The sequence below is a fragment of the Paenibacillus sp. FSL R7-0312 genome (genome assembly GCF_038004445.1).
Lineage (GTDB): Bacteria > Bacillota > Bacilli > Paenibacillales > Paenibacillaceae > Paenibacillus_AQ.
Map to the genome: position 1 here is coordinate 4,137,236 of NZ_JBBORE010000001.1, position 22,753 is coordinate 4,159,988.

At 53.6% G+C, this 22,753-nt stretch carries 19 protein-coding genes and 2 pseudogenes; 17 read left to right on the forward strand and 4 right to left on the reverse strand.

The window, feature by feature from the left end:
• The first annotated feature begins 116 nt into the window (after nucleotides 1-116).
• The 6 genes from MKX70_RS18085 (at nucleotide 117) to MKX70_RS18110 (ending at nucleotide 6,675) form a co-directional block, all read left to right on the forward strand.
• The gene (locus tag MKX70_RS18085) at nucleotides 117-731 is read left to right on the forward strand and encodes a 50S ribosomal protein L25 (RefSeq protein WP_340840439.1); all 615 of its coding nucleotides are present in this window, start codon (nucleotides 117-119) and stop codon (nucleotides 729-731) included.
• Between the two features lie 195 nt (nucleotides 732-926).
• Nucleotides 927-2,264 carry a vWA domain-containing protein gene (locus MKX70_RS18090; RefSeq protein WP_042237508.1) on the forward strand — a complete coding sequence of 446 codons (1,338 nt, stop codon included), beginning with the start codon at nucleotides 927-929 and terminating at the stop codon, nucleotides 2,262-2,264.
• A 306-nt stretch (nucleotides 2,265-2,570) separates the two neighbouring features.
• Nucleotides 2,571-4,409 carry a fibronectin type III domain-containing protein gene (locus MKX70_RS18095; protein ID WP_156123222.1) on the forward strand — a complete coding sequence of 613 codons (1,839 nt, stop codon included), beginning with the start codon at nucleotides 2,571-2,573 and terminating at the stop codon, nucleotides 4,407-4,409.
• A 265-nt stretch (nucleotides 4,410-4,674) separates the two neighbouring features.
• Nucleotides 4,675-5,304, forward strand: coding sequence for a YhbD family protein (locus tag MKX70_RS18100; RefSeq protein WP_042237507.1), 630 nt, complete (start codon nucleotides 4,675-4,677; stop codon nucleotides 5,302-5,304).
• Between the two features lie 14 nt (nucleotides 5,305-5,318).
• Complete coding sequence (locus MKX70_RS18105; protein ID WP_042237504.1) at nucleotides 5,319-6,005, forward strand: hypothetical protein; 687 nt, start codon at nucleotides 5,319-5,321, stop codon at nucleotides 6,003-6,005.
• Nucleotides 5,995-6,675: a hypothetical protein gene (locus tag MKX70_RS18110; RefSeq protein WP_042237502.1), complete on the forward strand. Its 681-nt coding sequence runs from the start codon at nucleotides 5,995-5,997 to the stop codon at nucleotides 6,673-6,675. The genes MKX70_RS18105 and MKX70_RS18110 overlap by 11 nt, the downstream gene beginning before the upstream one ends.
• On the opposite strand, the gene MKX70_RS18115 is transcribed toward MKX70_RS18110, so the two are convergent.
• A complete protein-coding gene (locus tag MKX70_RS18115; protein ID WP_340841677.1) occupies nucleotides 6,672-7,307 on the reverse strand; it encodes a GyrI-like domain-containing protein in 636 nt (211 codons plus the stop codon). The genes MKX70_RS18110 and MKX70_RS18115 overlap by 4 nt on opposite strands.
• 220 nt (nucleotides 7,308-7,527) lie before the next feature.
• Here MKX70_RS18115 and MKX70_RS18120 point away from each other — a divergent pair.
• The 7 genes and pseudogenes from MKX70_RS18120 (at nucleotide 7,528) to MKX70_RS18150 (ending at nucleotide 17,081) form a co-directional block, all read left to right on the forward strand.
• Nucleotides 7,528-7,963: pseudogene (locus tag MKX70_RS18120) on the forward strand (SMP-30/gluconolactonase/LRE family protein).
• 378 nt (nucleotides 7,964-8,341) lie between these two features.
• Nucleotides 8,342-9,301 (forward strand): ABC transporter permease, encoded by a 960-nt coding sequence (locus MKX70_RS18125; protein ID WP_340840440.1) that lies wholly within the window; start codon nucleotides 8,342-8,344, stop codon nucleotides 9,299-9,301.
• 15 nt (nucleotides 9,302-9,316) lie between these two features.
• Entirely contained in the window at nucleotides 9,317-10,210 is an 894-nt protein-coding gene (locus MKX70_RS18130; protein ID WP_042237496.1) for a carbohydrate ABC transporter permease, read from the forward strand.
• A gap of 30 nt (nucleotides 10,211-10,240) precedes the next feature.
• Nucleotides 10,241-12,097, forward strand: a complete 1,857-nt coding sequence (locus MKX70_RS18135) for an ABC transporter substrate-binding protein (RefSeq protein WP_042237494.1) — start codon at nucleotides 10,241-10,243, stop codon at nucleotides 12,095-12,097.
• A gap of 130 nt (nucleotides 12,098-12,227) precedes the next feature.
• Entirely contained in the window at nucleotides 12,228-13,973 is a 1,746-nt protein-coding gene (locus tag MKX70_RS18140; protein WP_340840441.1) for a sensor histidine kinase, read from the forward strand.
• A complete protein-coding gene (locus tag MKX70_RS18145) occupies nucleotides 13,966-15,378 on the forward strand; it encodes a response regulator transcription factor (protein ID WP_340840442.1) in 1,413 nt (470 codons plus the stop codon). Before MKX70_RS18140 ends, MKX70_RS18145 begins: the two co-directional genes overlap by 8 nt.
• Nucleotides 15,375-17,081: an extracellular solute-binding protein gene (locus tag MKX70_RS18150; RefSeq protein WP_052416570.1), complete on the forward strand. Its 1,707-nt coding sequence runs from the start codon at nucleotides 15,375-15,377 to the stop codon at nucleotides 17,079-17,081. Before MKX70_RS18145 ends, MKX70_RS18150 begins: the two co-directional genes overlap by 4 nt.
• Nucleotides 17,082-17,228: 147 nt before the next feature.
• Here the strand turns inward: MKX70_RS18150 and MKX70_RS18155 are convergent.
• Nucleotides 17,229-17,564 (reverse strand): annotated as a pseudogene (locus MKX70_RS18155) (hypothetical protein); the annotation flags it as partial.
• A gap of 27 nt (nucleotides 17,565-17,591) precedes the next feature.
• A complete protein-coding gene (locus MKX70_RS18160; protein WP_042237485.1) occupies nucleotides 17,592-18,101 on the reverse strand; it encodes a YbaK/EbsC family protein in 510 nt (169 codons plus the stop codon).
• A gap of 155 nt (nucleotides 18,102-18,256) precedes the next feature.
• On the opposite strand from MKX70_RS18160, the gene MKX70_RS18165 reads away from it, so the two are divergent.
• Entirely contained in the window at nucleotides 18,257-18,901 is a 645-nt protein-coding gene (locus MKX70_RS18165) for a DUF1796 family putative cysteine peptidase (RefSeq protein WP_042237483.1), read from the forward strand.
• 148 nt (nucleotides 18,902-19,049) lie between these two features.
• Here MKX70_RS18165 and MKX70_RS18170 read toward each other — a convergent pair whose 3' ends face one another.
• Nucleotides 19,050-19,493, reverse strand: coding sequence for a MarR family winged helix-turn-helix transcriptional regulator (locus tag MKX70_RS18170; protein WP_042237481.1), 444 nt, complete (start codon nucleotides 19,491-19,493; stop codon nucleotides 19,050-19,052).
• Between the two features lie 174 nt (nucleotides 19,494-19,667).
• Between MKX70_RS18170 and MKX70_RS18175 the strand changes: the two genes are divergently transcribed.
• The 3 genes from MKX70_RS18175 to MKX70_RS18185 all read left to right on the forward strand — a co-directional run bounded on the left by MKX70_RS18175 (nucleotide 19,668) and on the right by MKX70_RS18185 (nucleotide 22,721).
• Nucleotides 19,668-21,122: an MFS transporter gene (locus tag MKX70_RS18175; RefSeq protein WP_042237479.1), complete on the forward strand. Its 1,455-nt coding sequence runs from the start codon at nucleotides 19,668-19,670 to the stop codon at nucleotides 21,120-21,122.
• A 149-nt stretch (nucleotides 21,123-21,271) separates the two neighbouring features.
• Nucleotides 21,272-21,718 carry a carboxymuconolactone decarboxylase family protein gene (locus tag MKX70_RS18180; RefSeq protein ID WP_340784888.1) on the forward strand — a complete coding sequence of 149 codons (447 nt, stop codon included), beginning with the start codon at nucleotides 21,272-21,274 and terminating at the stop codon, nucleotides 21,716-21,718.
• A 64-nt stretch (nucleotides 21,719-21,782) separates the two neighbouring features.
• Complete coding sequence (locus MKX70_RS18185; protein ID WP_042242866.1) at nucleotides 21,783-22,721, forward strand: sigma-70 family RNA polymerase sigma factor; 939 nt, start codon at nucleotides 21,783-21,785, stop codon at nucleotides 22,719-22,721.
• The last annotated feature ends 32 nt before the right edge of the window (nucleotides 22,722-22,753 follow it).

Here is a 22,753-nt window from a genome sequence, read left to right on the forward strand (position 1 = left end):
CATTACTTGCAGCTATGCTGACACCACTTGGCGGATGCTTGCAGGGCCAGCTTTGTTCAGCATCAGAAGCTGCCCCTGAAAGTGTGTACCGCTAAAAAACCTTTAGGAGGAATATCATGAATACCACAGTACGCTTGACAGAAAGATCCGGCTCTACCTCTTCCCAGCGCAGCAAAGGCCTTGTACCGGTCGTCGTCTACGGTGCAGGTTCAGATACCCAGTCCTTTACAGCAGAAGCCAAAACACTCAATGAGATTCTCGGCAAAAACCCGCGGGCCATCCTGAAAGTGGAATTCCCCGGTTCAGGCTCCAAAAATGCGGTCATTCAGGAAGTACAGCGCCAGCCGCTGTCACGTTCCTTGCTCCATGTAGACTTGCAGCAGATTGATATGAAGGCAGAACTCGACACCAAGGTTGCGTTCCACTTCACCGGCGATCCTGTCGGTGTCAAGAGCGGCGGTGTCCAGCAGGTAGAGCTCTACGAGCTGGATATCCGTACCTTGCCGGACAAGCTGACCGCTTCCTTCGAGGTGGATATCAGCGGACTGGACATCGGTGATCAGTTGCTGGTCTCCGATCTGCCGAAGCATGAAGGCTGGGAGATCCTTACCCCTGAGGATACGCTGATCGTGCGGATCTCACCTCCACTTGTCCTTGAAGAGCCTGCGGATACAGCTGCTGCTGAACCAGTAGCGGCAGAAGCAGCTGACGAAGGTAAGACAGAAGAGTAACTTATTATATATTTATAGTCCAGTTCATTGGACAAGCCGCACCACAGCCCGTTTAGTCTGGCTGATATGCGGATCATAAGCTTGATCAACCGGGAGCAGACATATCCTCATCAGGGAGTTGTCTGCTCTTTTTTGCTAAAAGCTGAATCCTGCAATCATCTAATATACATTGTGAAATTAAGGGAGAGTGCATTCATGAATCTGAATATCGTTAAGCTGGTCACCGGCTCCAATGCCAAGCTGGATGAAGCCTCGCCGCAGGCGACGGTGAAGATCTCCTGCAGCAGCTCACCGGCGGAGCTGGATATCAGCTGTTTCATGGTCGGGGAGAACGGCAAGGTTACGTCCGATGATTATTTCATCTTCTACAACCAGCCCGCCGATCCCAAGCGGATCGTAGAGTTCAATGCCATCGACAAGTACAGCGGCGAGTTTGCCATTGACCTGCATGCGCTGCGGCAATCTGAGGTTGCCAAATGCGTTTTCGCAGCCACGCTGGACGGGCCGGGGACTTTTGCCGATGTCAGGGGCTGCAGAATCAGTGCGGCTGCGGCCAACACGGAGCTGGTGTATGAAGTAAATGAGAGTAATGCCGAGACCTCGCTGGTGCTGGCAGAGTTATACCGTCATGGCGAAGGCTTCAAGCTTAGAGCTGTCGGCCGGGGGTTTCACGGCGGCCTGAAGCCGCTGGCTGAAGCGCACGGAGTCGAGGTGGAGGACGAAGAGCCGGAGAACAGAAACAGCAGCCAGGCAGCGTCAGAAGTGATGCAGGGTCACCCGGAAGCTGCTGCTACATATAGCGGAACCGAGGGAAGTGTGGCGCAGGAGACGGCTTCCCGGCCTCCGCTGAACTTAACGAAGATTGACCTGCTGAAGCAGAAGGTCGGGATCTCGCTGAGCAAGAAGAATCTGGAGCAGGAGAAGGCAAGGGTGGCTGTTGTGTTCGATGCATCGGGTTCCATGTCCGGGCTGTATGCGAAGGGCGTTGTTCAGCGGGCATTTGAGCGGATTCTGGCTGTGGCAGCCAGCATGGATGACGACGGCAGGCTGGATGTATGGTTCTTCGCGACCAAGAGCAAGCGGATGCCGAGTGTAGATGAGCACGGGTACGAGGATTATGTGAAGAGAACATACCCGGGGCCGAAGATGTTCGGCGGGCTGGGCATCGGCAATAATGAGCCGGTGGTTATGGCTGATATCATCAAAAAGTACACGAAGGAAGAGCCGGGCGCTCTGCCCGTTTACATTGTGTTCTTCAGTGACGGCGGGATTTATGAGACACCGAAGATCTCGAAGCTGCTGATCCAAAGCTCGAAGCATAACCTCTTCTGGCAATTTGTCGGGCTGGGCAACGCGGACTATGGTGTGCTGCGTGAGCTCGATGATCTGCAGGGCCGTTATGTTGATAATGCCGATTTCTTTGCGCTGGACGATCTGGATGAGGTCAGTGATGAGGATTTGTATGACCGCCTGTTCAATGAGTATCCTAAGTGGCTACATGAAGCCCGGGAGAAGGGTGTCCTGCGCTCATAGAAAGCAATTGAAATGAGAGTAAAGCTCCGGAGCGTTAATCAGCATTCCGGAGCTTTTTGGCATGCTTTGCTGTCAAAAAATGCATATTAACGAATTCTGCAGAAACCTATTCAGGACTTTCGCTTTGTCGAAAAAAGGGGCGAACAGGCGTTTCGCCTCATTTAGTAAAAATGTCCCAGTTTTAGATTGACGAAAGCGCTATCAGAGCTGAGAATGAGGATAAATACCATGGTATGGCATAGCTTGACCCGCTTTTTCGCCCTTTGAAAACGCTTTAGTGATAGATTCGACCAAGGAGGAATATGGATGAAAAGAAAGCTTATTCTCTTCCTGATGACCGCAGTGCTGATTCTGGGTGCTGCGCTGCCCGCTGCCGGTATTGCCCGCGCGGATGCGGCAAGTGATGCTTCAAACCGGGCGCTGACCTGGCTGCAGGTGCAGCAGGATGCAACGGCCGGATATGCTTTTGACGGATTGGTTGACAGCTTCGAGGATTTCTGGGGTCCGGACAATCCAAAGCAAATCGTCTACACGTACGATCAGGCCGTCGCAGCCATCGCTTTCATCGTCAAAGGGGAACGGACCCGGGCTGAGAAGGTGCTGAACAAAATGCGTGACATTCAGGACCCGTCCGGCTATTGGCTGAACTCCTACTGGTACAATAACGGCTATGGCGAAGAAATCCGTAAGCATGTCGGACCTGTATCCTGGATGGCCATGGCGGCTATGGCATATGAGAAGCAGTATAATGATACCCGCTATCGTCCGATGGCGATTAAGGCGCTGGACTGGTGCCTGACCTACTCCAAAGCAAACGGCGGCATCGCCGGTGGCTGGAGCGCATGGAGCAATTCGGATGAGCCCTGGAGCTCGACGGAGCATAATATCGATCTGTACCGCGTGCTGCAGTACTATGCATCTGTAGATTCCAGCAAGACGGCATCCTATACAGCTGCGGCAACGGGTGTGAAGAGCTTCCTGGACAATGTGGTCTGGGATGATGCGGCTAAGCGCTTCAAGGGCGGCTGGAAGAATGATACGAACCTGATCGATCCCAAAATCCCGCTGGATGTAAATCCCTGGGGAGTGCTCGCCCTCGGGCTGAACGGAACGCGCAACTACGGGGCAAGCCTGACCTACGTGGAGAATGCGGCCGGTACACCGGGAACACTCGCTAATCCGCGCTATAAGCAGAACCTGACCTATAACGATGCCGGAAATACACTTTCCGGGTATGATTTCGACTGGACGGATGAAGTGCTCCCGGCTTATGACGACAACGGCAATCAGATTGGCAATACGGGGGCGGATGTATGGCTGGAGGGAACGGCTTTTATGTCGCTTGCCTACTACATGCAGGGAAATACAACGAAGGCAAATGCCATCAACACGGAGATTATCAAAAAACAGGGAACCAGCGGCCCGTCGCTCGGCGGAATCCCTTATTCCCTCAAGGGTACAAGCAACAGCTACTGGGTGATGGCCCAGCAGAACTGTGTATCAAGCACCGGGTGGCTGATCCTCTCGCTGCACCGTTTCAACCCGTTCACCGGCCAGTATCTGACCGGGGGCAGCAATCCTGGAGATACTACGGCACCTACGGTACCAGGGAATCTAGCCTCTACAGGTAAAACAGACACGACAGTCAGCCTAAGCTGGTCGCCATCCACCGATAACACGGGAGTAACCGGCTATTACGTGTACCGCGGCGGTACCCAGGCGGCTTCCGTTACCGGAACTGCAGCAACCGTCAGCGGCCTAACGGCTTCAACGGCCTACACCTTCACGGTAAAAGCGGCCGATGCCGCAGGCAACCTCTCCGCTGCAAGTAATGCCGTGACCTTAACCACGAACGCTTCCGGCGGCAGCGGGAATCACGTGACAGCGGATTATACGGCAGGCGTAACCAAGGTATCGGCTGCTGAGGCCAGCATCTTCATCACACCGGTAACCTCCGCTCTGTATGTGGATGTCCACTATAAGGTGAACGGCGGCGCACAGCTGAATTACCGCATGACGCTTACTTCAGGAACCTGGCGCCAGACGGTAAGCGGCCTCAGCACAGGCAGCAGTATTGAATACTGGTTCACCTACGAGAAATCCGGCCCGCAGTACGACTCGCCGCATTACACTTATGTACAGTAAACAGCGTTAGCTGGTTGCGGAATAGAGCTATTGTCATGAAGTAAGCAGGAGTAGCCAGGCAGCCAATTGGTTGCCTGGTTTTTTGGTGATGATTAAGAAAACGTCTAGAGAATTATGGAACTGAAGGAGAGGGGTGTCAGGTTTTGTCTGCTGAATTCTACTGATAACCTCAGTATGAATTCAAGAAAGTATATAAAGAGTAATCGCAGCTTGTTTATTTACTACGTAACAGTGTTATGTTACGATGGCCGCAAGGAGTGATCGTATGGAAGAGGATTTAATCTCCAAGAAGGAGCTGCTGGATGAAACCGGCATCTCATACGGCCAGTTATACCGCTGGAAGAGGAAACAATTGATTCCTGAGGAATGGTTCATCCGCAAGTCCACGTTTACCGGACAAGAGACTTTTTTCCCGCGGGAACGAATACTGGGACGGGTGCAGCATATTTTGCAGAAGAAAGATGATCTTTCTCTCGATGAACTAGCCGGAAAGCTGTCAGAGCCTTTGTCTCAGCATCAGGTCATATTAACAGTAGCGCAGCTAAGGGAACGTAACATTGTTTCGAACAGTAGCCTGGAGCGGTTCGGCAGGCCGAACAGTGAAGGGATGCAGCTAACCTTTGAGCAGATTCTGAATCTATTCACTGTAGATCTGCTGCTGAGCAAGGGTGAGCTGAATCTGGAGGAAGCAGACCGGCTCTATCTGACACTTGGAGTGCATACCCCGGGATTTGCGGGAAAGAACTGGGAGCTGTTTTTTGTACGGAAGATGGGGGTCAGTTTCTATCTGATGGCGCTGTCCGGGGCAGAGCTGGCCTTCGATGAAGGCGTCCGGGTAGTCAGCAGGCTTAGTCTTACCGATCTGACAGAACAATTGAAAATAAGATTAAGCTAATGGGAGGACTGGCAATGGAGAAGAAGGAGCTGCCGGATTTGCAGATGGATGGGGTCAATACCGCCGCCGGAGGCAAGTATAACAAGGTGAATATTAATGGCGTAAGCAAGATTAACGGAGCGCTGAGTGCGCATACCTATAAATGTGACGGCGTAATGAAGATGAATGGTGATCTTGCCGCGGAAGAGATGGAGATTAACGGTAATTTTAGACTGAAGGGCAACCTCCAGGCTGGTGTAATGAAGCTGAACGGTGTGCTGACCGGAGACGGCAGTCTGCGGGGCGAGCGCTGTGAGCTGGACGGCATGCTGAAGCTGAAAGGCAATTGTGAGGTTGAGGAGCTGATGGGTGAAGGGGTATTTACTATAGGCGGGCTGCTCAGTGCAGGGCGGATAGAATTCGGGCTTCATGGTTTGGCAGAGGCCGGCGAAATTGGGGTGGAGAGCCTGATTATCCGCAAAACCGGCTCCGCAGCCTGGGGCAGGCTGTTCGGAGGAATCATTCCCAAGTTCAAACTGGAGCTGCGGGCCAAGCTCATTGAAGGGGATTATATTGATCTGGAATATACGGCAGCAGATGTGGTCCGGGGCGGCACCGTCATTATCGGGGAAGGCTGCAGCATCGGGCGGGTCGAATATAGAACGGGACTGACAGTACATCCCGGAGCCCGTGTGGAGAAGGAGGAGAAGAATGGTGCATGATTCCGTAACGCGCAATGATCTGAAGATATTGGGGACATCCAGTTCTGTTGGCGGGTATTTCAAGGATGTCAAAGTGACCGGAGAATGTAAATTCACCGGGGATGTGGATTGCCTGAAGTTCAGCCAGACCGGAGAGATCAAAGTGGACGGCAATCTGCGGCTGCAGCATATGAAGATTACCGGAGAGTGTGAGGTTAAGGGGTTGATCAACGGAGCCAGTCTGCGCGGACAAGGTCAGCTTACGGCAGGCGCAGGCCTGCGGATAGAAGATATCAAACTAACCGGCGGGATTATGGTTACCGGAGATTGCGAGGCAGAGGAGCTGCTGCTCACCGGAATCATTGAGGTAAGCGGACTGCTTAATGCAGGGAAGCTCGAGCTGGGATTGTTTGGCCCTTGCAGAGCGGATGCGGTCGGCGGCAGCAGCATTTCTATCAAACGCAGCCGGACCGGGGCCTTGCTGAGGCCCGGACAAGGCAAGAAAATGAGCTTTCAGGCCCGGCTGATTGAAGGGGATCAGATTGAGCTGCAGAGTACGCAGGCGCAGACTGTGCGGGGCGGAAGGGTTATTATCGGCACAGGCTGCGAGATCGATACTGTGGAATACCGTGATACCCTAGAGATTCATAAGAGCGCAACGGTACGGAATCCGGTGAAATTACTGCGTTAATTCTGGCGTGATACCTTGAACCTCAGTACCGTTCTCAGCTTCTCCGGCTGGACCCGGCGGGCATCCGAAATATAGATTTCCCGGTGAAGATGAGAAATCCGCTGCAGCTCCCGGTCTGCACAATATTGCTCCATCCTTGCGAAGCTGTGCGGCTCATCATCATAAGGTCCGGTATGAAGCATTTGTACACTGAGGCCGTCTTCGAAGCTATCGAAGGCGGCTTTGTGCAGCAGCGGATGCGGCTTGCTGTGCTTGACCTTCTCCAGAACTTCAGCGGCAAGCTCCGGGGTTACAAAGTCCGGCTGCCGGATCATCAGGGTGTACACCAATTCGTCTTTATCAAGGACCGCTTTCTTACGGCCGGCTTCGCTGAGATCCCACACGCCTTCCAGCGGGAAGACCGTATAGTCGTAATACCCATCCGGTTCGGGCCCTTTTTTGGGCAGCATCTTAATGGCATAAGAGAGGGAGTACAGTACGCCGACGGCTTCAGCGAAAGGCGCAGCATTCGGATTGCCTTCACCCCGCAGTATGAAATAATTATAGGCGGGCACTTGAATCAGCGCGGGTTCGGCAGGGGGCAGGTAAAGAGATTTGTCTTGTTTTCTCCATTCAACTTTCAAACGGTTCACCTCATTCATTATTATTCTGCTATATGAAGGATACCATGCTGAACTGGACAGGTGTATGTCATGTTGGCAGGCAGACGGTAGTACAAATAGTCTTGCGGAGGCAAGAGCTGGGAAGTAGAATAATCAGGCAGTGTATTCATGCAGATTCATATTAAATTCATGATGAGCTTGGGAGGGCTTCCGTTGACCGGACAAATCGCTGACCTTCACGGTGGATGCGATGGAATATTCACTGCATGACGGCTCCGTAAGCGGTCGCAGACCGGTGATCCGTTTCGCTGAAGGGGAAGGCAGGCCGGACGGGATGACGATTGACAGTGATGGCATGCTCTGGATTGCCCACTGGCGCGGGAGCTGTGTCCCGCTGGGATCCGCAGACCGGGGAGCAGCTCCGGAAGATTGAAGTTCCGGTTCCTTATGTGACCTCCTGTACCTTCGGCGGTGAACATCTGGATGAGCTGTATATCACCACGGCACGCGGCGGAATGAGCCCGGAGGAGCTGGAGCGCTGGCCGCTGGCCGGCGGATTATTCAAGATCAAGCCAGGTGTGAAGGGCGTAGCGGGGAACCGCTGTGCAGTTAATGCGGATAGTATAACATCAGATTTACTTAAACGGCCATATGTAGAGCGGTTCTCACCCATTCGGGAGATTTAGTTGTACAGAATATAGTTATTGACGCCAGCAAGCTTTTCGCTGTTTTAATTGCACATTTTACAACTATCACATGCTGTGATATTGAATCAACATCAGCTCACATCTCTGGTTCTGATGTTGTGCTAGCTGTATATGGATATCATGAATATCTCCGTTCAATTCAGGTAAGGTCAGGTGTTGTCTATTTGGCAGGAGTGCTGCTGATGGACAACATCTTTTTTTGCTGCTGGTTTGTGAAAATGGTCCGCTGCGCTGTGAAAATGGTCTGACAGCCTCCTACCGCTGTCACGCGCCGGGAGCCGTTCCTCTCTCCTGTTAGCGCGGTGCTTTCTGCTAGACTGAAAGCGCGAACAAAATCTGGATATAGGAGATTACGATATGGGAGTACCCTCTGGTGAACTGCTGCATAGTGTGGAGCCGGCCCCGCCGCCCCGCAGGAAGCTGCAGAACAAATACAAGCTGTTTTACATGGCGCTTCCGTTTCTGGCGGTAACTTTTATTTTCTATTATTTGCCGGTCAGCGGATGGATTTATGCCTTCTATGATTTCATTCCCGGCATTCCCCTGTCGGACACGCCATTTGTCGGCCTGAAGTGGTTCAGGACCATTGTTGCGAATTCCACGCAGACGGCTGAAGTGCTGCGGGTGCTGAAGAATACGGTCGCGATGAGCTCACTCGGGCTGGTGACCTCGGTGTTTCCCGTAATCTTTGCAATACTGCTGACCGAAGTCCGGTCAGGCTGGTACCGCAAGCTGGTGCAGACGCTGACCACGATTCCGAATTTCATCAGCTGGATTCTCGTCTATGCGCTGGCCTTCTCGCTGTTCTCCGTAGACAGCGGCGTGGTGAATCACCTGCTGGTCCAGTTCGGCTTCGCGGATGAAGGCTTCAACTTCCTGGCCTCCAGCTCTCATGTCTGGATCACGATGATCGCCTGGTACTGGTGGAAGTCGCTGGGCTGGGGAGCGATCCTGTACCTTGCGGCCATTGCCGGAATTGACCAGGAGCTGTATGAAGCGGCGGAAGTGGATGGAGCGAGCCGGTTCCGCAAGATCTGGCATATCACGGTTCCCGGCATCATTCCCACCTTCTTCGTCCTGCTGCTGCTCTCCATCGGCAATTTTGTCAATAACGGAATGGAGCAGTATTTTGCCTTCCAGAATGCGATGAACAAGGACACGATTGAGGTGCTGGACCTCTACGTGTACAATATCGCTTTTGCCAACAACTTCCCGTTCGCTACGGCGGTCAGCATGCTGAAGTCGGTGGTCAGCGTTATCCTGCTGTTCGCGGCCAATACACTCTCGAAGATTGTGCGTGACGAATCCATTATTTAAGGGCGGTGATTCCACATGCGGAACAAGCGTAAACCGGGCAATGCCCTCTTTCAGGGAATCATCTATCTGCTCTTCGGATTATTCACCCTGAGCTGTATTTATCCGTTCTATTATCTGTTCATTAACACGATTAGCTCCAATGATCTAAGCGCCGGAGGGTATATCAAATTCTATCCGCGGCAGATTCATTTCGACAACTACTTCAAGGTCCTGCGGATCAGCGGGCTAAGCCACGCGGCACTGGTCTCGGTCTACAGAACAGTAGTCGGCACATTCCTGACGGTTGGGGCATCGGCTTTTCTCGGCTATCTGTTTACCAAGAAAGAAATGTGGGGCCGGCAGATCTGGTACCGCAGCATTGTGGTAACGATGTATTTCAGCGCGGGACTGATCCCCTGGTACATCACGATGCACAATCTGCATCTGACCAACAATTATCTGGCCTATATTCTGCCGACGATTATTACCCCGTTCAACATTATTCTGGTCAAAACCTTCGTGGAGGCGATCCCGCCTTCCCTGGAGGAATCGGCAGCGATGGACGGTGCTGGATACCTGCGGGTATTCTGGAGCATCATTGTGCCGCTGACCACGCCGATTCTGGCGACGATTACGATTTTCTCGGCGGTGAACCAGTGGAACTCCTTCATTGATACGGCGTTCCTGATGACTGACACGAAATATTACACGCTGCAGTTCCTGCTCTGGCGGTATTTGAACGAGTCCAGCTCGCTCGCCGCGCTGATCCGCAATTCACCGGATATGGCAGCCGGCATCCAGAATATGCAGACACCGACATCGGTGCGGATGACGGTAACGATGATCGTGGTCATGCCGATTCTGATTGTGTATCCGTTCTTTCAGCGTTTCTTCGTCAAAGGCATCATGATCGGCGCCGTCAAAGGCTGACCGAACTAATATATCAGGGGGTATGAAGCAATGAGATTCAGATTCAGACAAGTATCGCTATTTCTGCTAAGCATGATAATGGTGCTGGTGCTGGCAGCCTGCGGCGGGGGAAACGGAAATTCAGGCAATTCAGGCAATTCGGGTACGGCGGCCAGCACGGATAAGCCGGCGGCCGAAGCCACGCCAGCCGCCGGCACAGAGGCCACGGCGGCTCCGGCAGACGGGGCACTGGACCACACCAAGCCGCTCAAGCTGACCGTATTCTCGACAACGGCCAATTACGCCGGCCCGCAAATCGGCTGGTTCGCCAAAGTCATCAAAGACAAATTCAACATTGAGCTGGATATTGTCGCCTCCAACCTGACCGGCGGGGATACCAAAATCTCAGCCATGATGGCCTCCGGCGACCTCGGCGATGTCATCATCTTCGGGGATGATAAGAACCATTATCCGAACGCGATCAAAGGCAAGCTGCTGCTGGACTGGACGCAGGACGGCCTGCTGGACAAATACGGCGCGGATATTGTGAAGCAGTTCCCCAAAGCGATAGAGAAGGCTAAAGTGGCCTTTGGCGGCGGAAGCTCCGTCTTCGGTATCGGCAATAACGTGGCAACCAACCCTTCAGGACCTTCTGAGGGCAAGGATATGACCTGGGGACCCGACCTGCGCTGGGACCTGTATCAGCAGCTCGGTGCGCCTGAAATCAGCAAGATTGAGGATTATCTCCCGGTGCTAAAGCAGATGCAGGAGCTGGAGCCAAAGAATGAGCAGGGGAAGAAAACCTATGCGTTCTCCTTATGGTCCGACTGGGACGGGAACTATAAAATGACGCTGGCGAAGCAGTTCGCCAACATGATGGGCTATGATGAAATTGCCGATACAGCGTTGTATGTCAAGGCGGATGAAGAGAAGTACTATGATTTCCTTTCCGAGGACAGCTGGTATATGAAATCGCTCAAGCTCTACTTCGAAGCGAATCAGATGGGCCTGCTTGACCCGGACTCGCTTACCCAGAAATTCGATGATGTGGTAGCGAAATACAAGGACGGCCGCCTGCTCTTCTCCTGGTTCCCGTGGCTGGGCGCAGCCAACTACAATACACCGGAGAGAACCGCAGAAGGCAAAGGGTTCGCGCTTGTACCGTTCAAGGATGAGCTGATGTACTCCACAGGCTTCAACGTATACGGCGGCAACGGAATTATCGCCATCGGCGCCAAGGCCAAAGAGCCGGCCCGCATCATGGAGTTCATCAACTGGATGTACACACCGGAAGGCGCGATGATCTCGGCAGGCAGCGGAACCGCAGTCTCCAATGGACCGCAGGGTCTGGCCTGGGATATTGACAGCAGCGGCAAGCCGGTCGTGACTGACTTCGGCTGGAAGGCTTATGCCGATCAGCAGAACACGCAGGTTCCCGAAGAATACGGCGGCGGTGACTACTATTACGGCTCGAATCAGATGAACTTCTCCTTCGTGGTTCCGGCGATGGTGAATCCGGCTACGAATGAGCCGTATGACCACAATCTGTGGCAGACCACACTGAAGCGCAATCCGTCGAAGCTCGACAGTGACTGGAGAGCGAAGATGGGCGTGCTTACGGCCAAGGAATATTTTGAGAAAAATAATCTGCTCGCCGTAGCGCCGCAGGGCTTCACCGGCAAAGAGCCGCTGACGATGGACAAAACGCTAGAGCAGAAGAACAAGCAGATCGGTACCGTGATCCAGCAAATCTCCTGGAAGATGGTCTTCGCCAAAAATCAGGCGGAATTCGATAAGCTGAACAAAGAGATGCATGACAAAGTTAACGGTCTCGGCTATCAGGACGTGATGAACTTCTCAGTGAAGAAAGCGGAAGAGCTGTTTGAAGCCCGCAAAAGTGTAAAGTAAGCGGAAGCGGATAGGGAATAGGCAGGGCAGCGACCGGGCTGTTCTGCCTTCTTATTTTCAGAACAAGAAAAATCTGGTATTCTGAGTCTATATATTGAAACGCTTTCATTAAGAGATGAGGTCCTGCCCCATGCCTGGAAAGAAGCAAGCAGGCCATCCGCCGAAGGGGAAGTCCCTGCGGACTACTTTGGTGATTTATTTGCTGATCGGTACGCTGCTGCCGCTGCTGATTGTCGGCTTCATATCCTACACTTCCATCTATTCCATTCTCTCCGGCAAAATCGGCAGCGGCATCAGTGCCAGTCTGCGCCAGGAAGCACTGAGCCTGGAGAATGCGATCGACAATCTGGATTTCGCCTCCAAGCAGTTTGCGCTGGACGGACAGATTGTGGAGGAGATGTCTTCTTTTCTGCAGGAGAAGCAGATCTACCGCAAGTCGCAAATGATGAATTCGATCAATCAGAAGATCAACCTGGTCAATTTCACCAATCCCTATATCGGCCTGACCGCCTATATCATGCCTGGAAGTGAAGATCCGGTGCTGTTCACCAACATGAGTACGCGAAGGGGCTTCGATCTCAGCAGCCTGCCTTCATTCATGCGCTATAACGGGGCTGATTATTATGGTCCGCATGGCACGATGTATGCTGTCGGCGATAATGTCGTCTTCTCGGAGCGGCGGATCGTACGGGTAAGCGGGCAGCATGAGCTGTATATCTTTCTGGAGACCAATTACAGTCTGCTGCGCAAAATTTTCAATCAGGAAGCCTACGGGATGAAGGTCAATCATCTCCTGGTGAATCAGAGCGGCACCCTTACTCATGTCATTGACGGTGAATTGCCGGAAAGGATCGTCAAGCAGGCCGGCCAAAACGGGGGTTCCGCCCATGAGGTGCTAAATGGCTATCATTTGTTCCGCTATGAGAGTCCACAGGGCTGGAAGCTTGTAGCCGTGGTCAAACGGTCGGTGTTCAACAGTGAGATTTACACCTGGATCTACAAAATGATTCTGCTGGCGCTGCTCACCCTCCTGTTCGCAGGATTCCTGGCCTGGCTGATCTGGAGAAGGGTTTATGGTCCGCTGCGCAAGGTCAATCTCGAAATTATCCGCATGGCAGAGAATGTCACCACGCCGGTAGCATTCACGAACGTGGAGGAATTCGATTCTGTCCTGAACAACTTCCAACAGATGAAGGATCAGGTGAATGAGCTGATTCTGGCTGTGGCCCGCAATGAGAAGCAGAAAAGCCAGTTCGAGATTGAGAAGCTGCTCAGCCAGATCAATCCGCATTTCCTCCATAATACGCTCAATACGGTGCAGTGGCTCGCCCGGCTGAACGGACAGAAGGAGATTGATAAGCTGGTAACCCTGCTGGTGAAGGTGCTGCATTATAATCTCGGCAAGCAGAGCATCATCGTCACCATCGGGGAGGAGATTGAAGCGATCCGTAATTACATGGAGCTGCAGCGCATCCGTTACGATTATGAATTCGAGTTCAATGTAGAGGCCGATCCGGAGGTGCTGTCCGCTGCGGTTCCCCGGTTCCTGCTGCAGCCGCTGGTCGAGAATTCCATCTATCACGGACTGAGTGACAACGGTAAGGTCGATGTAATCATTACCGCGCAGGGTACGGATGAAGTGAAGCTCATGGTGAAGGACAACGGTGCGGGAATGGATCAGGCAAAGATTGAGGAGCTGCTTGCGGAGGAGGCCGTGCGGAGACGGGGACTTGGCATCGGCTTCGCTTATGTGATGCGGATGCTGCGCATGTATTACGGGGAGCAGATGAGCCTGGAAATTCTCAGCGGGGAGAGCGGCGGGACAACGGTATCCATCATCATACCCATAATGAGCAAGGAGGACTTCAATGATTAAAGCTGTGGTCGTGGATGACGAGCGGCTGGTACGCAAAGGCTTCATCTCGCTGATTGACTGGCCGTCCTTCGGGGTGGTGATTACTGGTGAAGCCGGGGACGGCAATGCTGCACTGGAGCTGCTCCGCCAGCAGGAGACGGATCTGCTGTTCGTGGATCTTACAATGCCGGGCATGACCGGGTTCGAGCTGATCCGCCAGGTCAGGCTGCGGTTTCCGGCTGTCCGCTGTGTGGTGCTAACCTGCCACCATGAATTCGATTATGTGCAGGAGGCACTGCGGCTGGGAGCAGTCGATTATATTGTGAAAACGCTGCTGGAGGTGGAGAATGCCGACGAAACCATCCGCAGGCTGGTGGAGCGGATCAGGTGGGAGGACGGCAACCGGGGTGCCCTGGTATCCGGCGAACTGAAGGTTATGTCTGCGGACAAGGCTCTACTCTATCTGCCCCTGGAGCCTGAAGGGAAGGAAGCGGAGCTGTTTGAACTGTCACTGGTCAAGAACCATCCGCTGATCTCATTCCAGAACCTGTGGATGACCCCGCTTCCCTGCCGTGTGGCCGTGGAGGAAATCCGCCGTGAGCTGGAGGCTGTGCTTGGAGCAGGCTGGTCAGCTGTACTTGTGGAAGGTGTGCGTGATCAGCCGCTGAAGGAGCTGGAGGATGTTCTGGAACGGGCGGTTCCACAGGCGCTGTTCTACTATTCCGGAAGCGATGAGCTCCCGAGGCTGAACTTTGCTGAACTGAAGGCGCTGGCCGGAGGGGGCCTTCCCGCTGATGCTGCAGAGAATGGGGAGCCGCTGGCGATTGCAATGAATCTCCGGTGGACGCTTGATCGGGGAGCCTGGGAAAGTTTCACTACAGCCGTTCTGTCCCGGCAGCCGCGCCAGAAAGAGGTCGCGGGGTTTGGAAAGGAACTGCTGCAGAGTTGGAGCGGGCTGCTGATGAAGCCGGAGGAGGCGGCAGAGCTTGCACTATCGGCACACCGCAACCGGAACTGGTGCCAGTGGAAAAGCTGGCTGCGCCAGTTCTCCGGTCAGGTTCAGCAGCGGATGATTGAGCTGGGCATGAGCAAAGAAGTGATGTTCTGCCTGATTAGCGCTGTGAACTATATGAAGAGCCATGCCGGGGATAAAATCAATCAGGGCGATGTAGCCGCCGCCATTAATATGAGCCGCGGCTATTTCAGCCAGTGCTTTGCCCGCTTTGCCGGGGAGACCTTCGGGGACAGCCTGCGGAGCATGCGGCTGGAGCTGGCCAAATCCCTGCTGCGCGATACCCATGCGCCGGTCTGCGAAATTGCCTGCCGGTCCGGCTTTGAGGATGACCGCTATTTCAGCAGGCTGTTCCGTGAGCATGTAGGCAAGCTGCCCAGTGAATACCGTGCAGAAGGGATGGGGGAGCGGTGAACCGGGTCATGAGATATTCCCTGCCTCTATTGCTGCTGCTCAGTCTGTCCGCCTGCCGCAGCAGCGGTGCAGGGGGGCCTGCGCAACGGGCAGTGCCAGCCCCGAATGCTGCCGATGCCGCTGCTTACGGCCGGTATGAGGAGCCGGTTGTGATGCGGATCGGATTCAAGGTGCCGGATTCCCGGCTGACTACAGGCGACAGCAATGATAATAATCCGATCTCCCGCTATCTGGAGAGCCTTACGAACATCAGAGTCATTCATTCCTGGGAGGCGAAAGGCGAAGAGCCGTTTACACAAAAGGCGCAGCTGGCCATAGACAGCAATGATCTGCCGGATGCAATGGTGGTGGACCGGGATCAGCTCAGCAAGCTGATATCAAGCGATATGATTGAGGAACTGACCGATACGTATGAGCAGTACGGCTCCGAACTGATCAAGGATATGTACGATTCGACTCATGGCGAAGCCCTAGCCGACGCGCAGCGGGGCGGAAGATTGTACGGACTGCCCAATGTAGCCATTCATGCCGATTCGACCTCCCTGCTGTGGGTCCGCCAGGACTGGCTGGACCGGCTGGAGCTGCCGGCTCCGCGAACGCTTGGGGATATTGAGGCAATCGCCAGAGCTTTTATCGACAAGGACCCGGACGGCAACGGTAAGCGTGATACCGTGGGCATTAGCGCCTACAGGAATATTGTGTACGGGACCAAGCCGTATGTGAACGGTCTGGACGCAGTGTTCAGCGCCTTTCATTCCTTCCCGACCAACTGGATTAAGGACAGCGGCGGTAACGTAGTCTATGGCTCGGTTACCCCGGAGACACGCCAAGCGCTGGGCCAGCTTGCCGCATGGTACAAACAGGGATTAATTGATCCTGAGTTTGCGCTGTACAAAGAAACCCAGGAGCCGATTATTGCCGGCAAAGCCGGAATTTTCTTCGGGCCCTGGTGGATGCCCTTCTATCCTTTGTCGGAAGCGGTTGCCCAGGATACCAAAGCCGAATGGCGGGCCTACGCCGCACCGCTGGATGAGTCCGGCAAATTCGTGGCCCATATAGCCCCGGTCACGGACCGGTATCTGGTTGTCCGCAAAGGATACGGACATCCCGAGGCTGTAGTGAAGCTGCTGAATGTGTTCACCCGGCTGGAAAGAAGACGCGATCCTAACGTGGAGGAGGTCAGCAAGCTGGATGATTTCGCGGCGCAGACCGGTATTCAGCCGCGGGCGTATTACCCGTTCGATCTGCTGATTGACTATAGCGATGCCATCGAGCAGCATTATGCAGATATTCAGCAGGCGCTGCACGGCAAGATTGACCCGGATGCGCTCGACCCCGATACCCGGCTGATCTATGAACGCTGGCTGGCGGAGGAAGAACAGCCGAAGAAGAATCTGGAAGGCTGGAAGGTGGCCAATGCCTACAAATACGGGGTTGCCGTATTGTCCACAACAGCCGTTGAGGGAGTGCGCAGCGTGTATTACGGAAGTACGCTGCATATGGCAGCGAAATGGCCGGCGCTGCAGAAGCTGGAGAGTGAGACGTTTCTGAACATTATCGTCGGCGATGCGCCGCTAAGCTCTTTTGACGAATTCACCGTGAAATGGATGAGCATGGGCGGCGGACTAATCACGCGGGAGGTCACGCAAATTGTGAACCTCCGGGATGCCGAGGGTAAGCAGGCTAACAGCAGTAGCCGGTGAACAAGAATCGTAAACAGGATGCGGTGAACAGGGATCAGCATATCCGCAAAAGATGCAGCCTGAACATTGCCAAGGCCGGAGCCCTTCACAGGACTCCGGCCTATTGGCAATGTTCAGGCAGACTATATCAAGGAATAGGCGGCTTCCTCAGGCGGTTTTACCGATTTCGGCTGCAAGTCTATGTTCTGCCTTATCGTTGCGGGTGGAGCGATAGCTGACCCATGCTCCGCACAGGGCCAGAACGGCAAGTCCCGAGGCCAGCCACGGAATCGAGGCGATCCCCAGTGTGTTGATAGTCACCCCGCCGAGATAAGCACCGGCGGCATTGCCCAGATTCAGCGCCGAATGGCTGGATGTTGTGGCTAGCAGCGGTGCTTTATGTGCCAGATTCATGATCCGCAGCTGAATGCCGGTCATAATCCCGAAGGCGGCGATCCCCCAGAGAAAGACGTTGGCAACGGCAAGGAGCGGATGATGCAGCGTCAGATTTGGTTGTAGCGTATTTCATAATCAGATGTTGTCTCCGATCTGAGATGTTGTAGGTTCTTCCTTCCAGCCTTTGCAGACATCGACCCATGCCCGGCTTCCGGAGTATTCGGCAAGTTCACCGCAGGTTAGTTCAATGGCGGAATTGGTGCTGCCGCAGGCCGGGAAAAGCGTGCTGAACCGCTTCATGGACTCATCCAGATATACATCCAGCGGACGGGCCAGCCCGAAGGGACAAACCCCGCCGATCTCGTGTCCGGTCTGTTCCAAGACCTCATCCGGACTTAGCATCCGTGCCTTGAACCCGAAGGTCTCGCGGAACTTCTTGTTGTCAATCTTGGCATCTCCAGCCGCAACGATGAGTATGGCATCTTCTTGTGCACCGCGGAAGGAGAGGGTTTTGGCAATTCTGGCCGGAATGACGCCAATCACAGCGGCTGCCATCTCTACAGTAGCGCTGGAGGCAGCAAACTCCTGTACATCCTGCTCGCGGGAGAACTTACGGAAATGTTCTTTAACATTGGCAATCGACATGATCTTGACATCCTTTCTGAAATTACATGGTTTTCATATTGGGTTACATTCTAACCTGTTTCACCAGACTCTGCAAAACATTCCTCATCTATGATCCAAACATTTCAATCACCGGCGGCATTTAATATAGAAATAAGGGTGAGAGGTGAGCGCGGATGAAATTTGAGGAAATCAGGGGAGGATATGATTGCATTGTCAGTCTGGGAAGCTCATGCGAGCCTGCAGCCCATTTGCGCCACAGAGGCCTCCGGGTATTTTCATCGCCGCTGGACTGGGTGGTGTCGTTATCGCTTACGGATGTGAACCGGCTGCTGGGCCAGCGTTTCTCGGGGGATATGGAGCTCCCGAATATGGGTGTGATCGATGGCAATGATGTGTTTGTGGACAATGAAGTCGTCCAGCCGGTCAAATCCTATTTCGTGAAGGACTTTCATTATAATGTAATTTCAGTGCATGACTTTCCGGTGCTGGAGGGGCTGGAGTGGAGCCACGTCTACCCGGATTTCAAGCAAAAAATCAATATGCGATCCCAGCGCCTGCTGGACACCCTGCAGATGAGCCGGAAGGCGCTGTTCATCCGCTGGGGCAGTACGTATGAGGAAGCCTGTGAGCTTCAGACCGTGCTGCGCACCTTAACCGGCGGGGATTTCCATATTCTGATTGTAAACGGTGTCGATGGACTGGAGTCCGTGCTCGACCGTGACTGGCCGCTGCCCGGTATTGCGTCTCTGGCAATTCCGAACCGTGCGGGGGATGCGGAGAGCTGGGATCATATTCTGGACGGTATATATCTGCTGTAGGGATTATAAGCAGACTATAATATAAGCGAACAGCAGAGCAGCGGCTCCCTGGAAGACGGGAGAACCGCTGCTCTGCTGTGTTTCACGGATTATAACATCCTATATAACCTGAGCTGGATAACTTGCACAGCCGCTGGAGAAGCTGCTGTCAATTCTGCCCGTTCAGCAGGTCTGAATTCCGCGTGACCTTATGGAGCAAAGTAATCAGAGTGTCGATTTCTTCCCCGGTTAGATCTGCAGACAGCTTGCGGTTGAAATCATCTAACAGCGACTGGAATACCGGGGCGAATTCGAGCGCTTTGGCCGTCGGGTACAGCAGGGAGGAGCGGCGGTCCTTGGGATCAGTCCGGCGTTCGATATATCCCGAGGCCTCCAGATGTTTCACGGAGCGGGCGGTGGTGGCTTTATCACATTTTATTTCACTGGTCATCTGATCCTGTGTGATCCCCGGGTGGCTCAGAATCAGCTTAAGGAAGCTATGCTGCCCACCGCTGCCGATACCATAGGGCAACAGCTCTTTGGCCAGAATTTTTTGATTCTGGCGGTGCAGATGGGAGATCAGCTTGCCGATCGGTTCTTTGTTTGAAGTCACTGACGGACACCTCTTCAGGGGATAATGACGGCGTTCTGGATACCTCTGAATACCGTCTGCCTCAAATACTACAACAATATGGTTGCGTGTGCAACTAATTTGCAGTACACTGGGATTGGCTGTTTTGTTGCGCATGCAACTAGTTGTTCAATATGACGCAAGAGGTGTTTGCAAATGAGCAGTATAAGTGCTACATACCAGGAGGATGCAGTGATTCAGAAGAAACGCTGGATTATTCTGATCGTCCTGAATTTATTTACATTTATGTCTACGCTGGACGGAAGTATTGTGAATATTGCGCTGCCGGTGCTGGTGAAGGAGCTGCAGCTGCCGGTTGCTCAAGTAGAATGGGTGACTACCGGATATTTGATGGTCATCTGCACTGTCATCCTATTCTTCGGGAAGCTTGGCGATATTGCCGGGAAGATCAGGATTTTTAAGTTAGGCATGATTATATTCACCGCCGGCTCCCTGCTCTGCGGTCTAAGCCACAGTCTGCCGCTGCTGATTGCGGCGCGTGTGGTTCAGGCGATCGGCGCTTCGATGACTATGGCGAACAGCCAGGGGATTGTTACGGATATTTTCCCGTCCACCGAACGCGGCAAGGCATTGGGACTGATCGGGACCTTCGTGTCACTGGGCAGTATAGCCGGACCAAGTCTCGGGGGAATCATAGTTTCCACTATGGGCTGGGAATATATTTTCTGGGTAAATGTTCCGATTGGACTGATTGCGATTGTGCTCGGGTGGAAGGTGCTGCCGAAGGATCTAGTCCGGGTGAAGTCCAGAATCGATCTTCCCGGCAGCCTGCTGTTTGCTGTCTTTATTGTTACTTTATTCGCCGGTCTGCTGCTTGGCCAGCAGCTTGGATATAGGGATAACCGGATTCTAGCCTCCCTGATAGCGGCTGCTATAACCCTTATAGCATTTCTGATGGTGGAGCTGCGCCGCAAGCAGCCGCTGCTTCAGCTGTCGCTGTTTAAGAATCCGCTGTTCTCGCTGAGTATTTTCTGTGCTTTTCTGGTGTTTGTCTCCAACTTCTGTTTCAACATTATCGCGCCGTTCTATGCACAGAATATGCTGAATATGTCGCCCTTCAGTGCCGGCTTCCTGCTGATGCTCTTTCCGATATCCATGGTCATTGTCGCGCCGCTTAGCGGGGCGTTGTCCGATAAGATTGGTTCAGAGCTGCTGACCTTTGCCGGGCTGATTGTTATGGTCATTGCCCAGTTCGGGCTGGCCAGGCTGCATGAAGGCAGTCCGGTACTGCTGGTCGGCGTATGGATTGCCATGCTCGGAATCGGCAGCGGTTTATTCGGCTCGCCGAATAATTCACTGGTGATGTCGACCGTGCCGCGCACCCAGCTTGGCTCCGCAGGCAGTGTGAATTCACTGGTCCGCAATGTAGGGATGGTCGTGGGAATCACTGTTGCTACGTCCATACTATTCAACGTGATGAGCAGCAGGGCAGGCTACCGGGTGACCGGACTAATCGAAGGACGCCCGGACATTTTCCTCTCAGGGATGCATGTGGTCTTCATGACCTCGTCCAGCATTTGCCTGTTATCGGCGCTGCTGACCGGCTGGCGGCTGTTCTCGTCCCGCAGGGCTAAGAGATTGAACGCTTAAAACGAACTAAATCACTTTATGGAATTTTCCCGCTTAAACAGCGGAGAGGTGTTTAGAAATCCGAGTTAATAAATTTGTCTATATCCTGTCACAAACCACAGCCCCATCTTGTCTACAGTAATGTAGAACACGAATGGAGGCGATTGGACATGAGTCTGAGAATGAATTATCGTGAGGTTAACGCGCCGGCTTTCCGGGCAATGATGATACTGGAGCAGCATGCAGGAAGCCGCAGCAAGGATAAGGTACTGTATGAGCTGGTCAAAATACGTGTCTCCCAAATCAACGGCTGTGCGTTCTGTCTGGATATGCATGCCAAGGATCTGATGAAGCTGGGCAACTATGCTGATCATATTCTGCTGCTGAGTGTCTGGCGTGAAGCGCCGATATTCACTGATAAAGAACGGGTGCTGCTGGAATTCGCCGAGCATGTAACCCTGATTAGCCAGGCAGGTGTTCCGCAGGAGCTGTATCTCAAGGTACTGGAGCATTTCAGCGAAGAGGAAATGGTTGACTGGATTATGGCGATCAATACGATCAATAGCTGGAACCGGATTGCAATTACCACGGGGATGTTCCCCGGATGTATCAGCTGAGTTTGAAATAGATAGTCTTAAGGGTAAGGAGGGGCAGCGCGTGGAGATCCGGGATAATGAAGGCATGAAGGTTGAGAGTCCGTCTGCGGAGAGTTTAGGTATGGAGGAGCTGTATCAGCACTATAAAGGCTATGCATTCTCCATTGCCTACCGGATGTTAGGTGTGGTTGCGGATGCGGAGGATGCTGTTCAGGATACATTCGCAGAGCTTCAGCGCCGGGACCGGAGCGGAATTCAGAATATCAAAGCCTATGTGGCCAAAGGCGTCACCAACCGTTGCCTGAATATGCTGAATTCTGCGCGCAGCCGGAGAGAGACCTATATCGGAGAGTGGCTGCCGGAGCCGGTCAGCACAGGGTATGATGGTCCGGAAGCGGAGGCAGAGCGGAAGGATAGCCTATCGTATGCTTTTCTGGTGCTGCTGGAACGTCTGGCGCCAACGGAGCGGGCCGTATTTGTACTGCGTGAGGCATTCCAGTACGACTACGAGGAAATTGCCGGGATGGTTGGCAAGACGGAGAGCAACTGCCGGCAAATCTTCAGCCGGGCGAAGCGCACACTGCAGGCGGAGCGTGCGGCTACATCGCCTTCCCCTTCTCCCGGTTACGGAGCCGTCAAAGAGAATCTGCTGCGGAGCTTCACTGCCGCGTTCACCTCTTATGATGTCGGCAGCATGCTGAAGCTGCTGGGGGAACATCCTGTGCTGGTTGCTGACGGTGGCGGACAGGAAGTGCATACGATTCTCCGGCCGATGACCGGCCGCAAAGGCGTGCTGGCGCTGCTGACCTCACGCAGGGTGATGCATTATCTCCGGGAATGGGAGCAGCACTATGGAATAGTCAATGGCGAGCCTGGCCTGATCTTCACCCATCAGGGTGAGATCAAAGGAGTGATCTGTCTGATTCCCGACCGGAGCGGCGAGCAGATCCAGAACATCTACCTAATGATGGACCCGGCCAAAATGAGCCATATTACAGTTCATCCGGTGACGCCGCGGAGTTAATCTCGGAGCAGAACCCAAAGACCCGTTACAAA

What these genes read in the sequence shown, in the direction of transcription:
- MKX70_RS18085 (WP_340840439.1), top strand. Translation starts at nt 117, where the DNA reads ATGAATACCACAGTACGCTTGACAGAAAGATCCGGCTCTACCTCTTCC.
- MKX70_RS18090 (WP_042237508.1), top strand. Translation starts at nt 927, where the DNA reads ATGAATCTGAATATCGTTAAGCTGGTCACCGGCTCCAATGCCAAGCTG.
- MKX70_RS18095 (WP_156123222.1), top strand. Translation starts at nt 2,571, where the DNA reads ATGAAAAGAAAGCTTATTCTCTTCCTGATGACCGCAGTGCTGATTCTG.
- MKX70_RS18100 (WP_042237507.1), top strand. Translation starts at nt 4,675, where the DNA reads ATGGAAGAGGATTTAATCTCCAAGAAGGAGCTGCTGGATGAAACCGGC.
- MKX70_RS18105 (WP_042237504.1), top strand. Translation starts at nt 5,319, where the DNA reads ATGGAGAAGAAGGAGCTGCCGGATTTGCAGATGGATGGGGTCAATACC.
- MKX70_RS18110 (WP_042237502.1), top strand. Translation starts at nt 5,995, where the DNA reads ATGGTGCATGATTCCGTAACGCGCAATGATCTGAAGATATTGGGGACA.
- MKX70_RS18125 (WP_340840440.1), top strand. Translation starts at nt 8,342, where the DNA reads ATGGGAGTACCCTCTGGTGAACTGCTGCATAGTGTGGAGCCGGCCCCG.
- MKX70_RS18130 (WP_042237496.1), top strand. Translation starts at nt 9,317, where the DNA reads ATGCGGAACAAGCGTAAACCGGGCAATGCCCTCTTTCAGGGAATCATC.
- MKX70_RS18135 (WP_042237494.1), top strand. Translation starts at nt 10,241, where the DNA reads ATGAGATTCAGATTCAGACAAGTATCGCTATTTCTGCTAAGCATGATA.
- MKX70_RS18140 (WP_340840441.1), top strand. Translation starts at nt 12,228, where the DNA reads ATGCCTGGAAAGAAGCAAGCAGGCCATCCGCCGAAGGGGAAGTCCCTG.
- MKX70_RS18145 (WP_340840442.1), top strand. Translation starts at nt 13,966, where the DNA reads ATGATTAAAGCTGTGGTCGTGGATGACGAGCGGCTGGTACGCAAAGGC.
- MKX70_RS18160 (WP_042237485.1), bottom strand. Translation starts at nt 18,101, where the DNA reads ATGTCGATTGCCAATGTTAAAGAACATTTCCGTAAGTTCTCCCGCGAG.
- MKX70_RS18165 (WP_042237483.1), top strand. Translation starts at nt 18,257, where the DNA reads ATGAAATTTGAGGAAATCAGGGGAGGATATGATTGCATTGTCAGTCTG.
- MKX70_RS18175 (WP_042237479.1), top strand. Translation starts at nt 19,668, where the DNA reads ATGAGCAGTATAAGTGCTACATACCAGGAGGATGCAGTGATTCAGAAG.
- MKX70_RS18180 (WP_340784888.1), top strand. Translation starts at nt 21,272, where the DNA reads ATGAGTCTGAGAATGAATTATCGTGAGGTTAACGCGCCGGCTTTCCGG.
- MKX70_RS18185 (WP_042242866.1), top strand. Translation starts at nt 21,783, where the DNA reads ATGAAGGTTGAGAGTCCGTCTGCGGAGAGTTTAGGTATGGAGGAGCTG.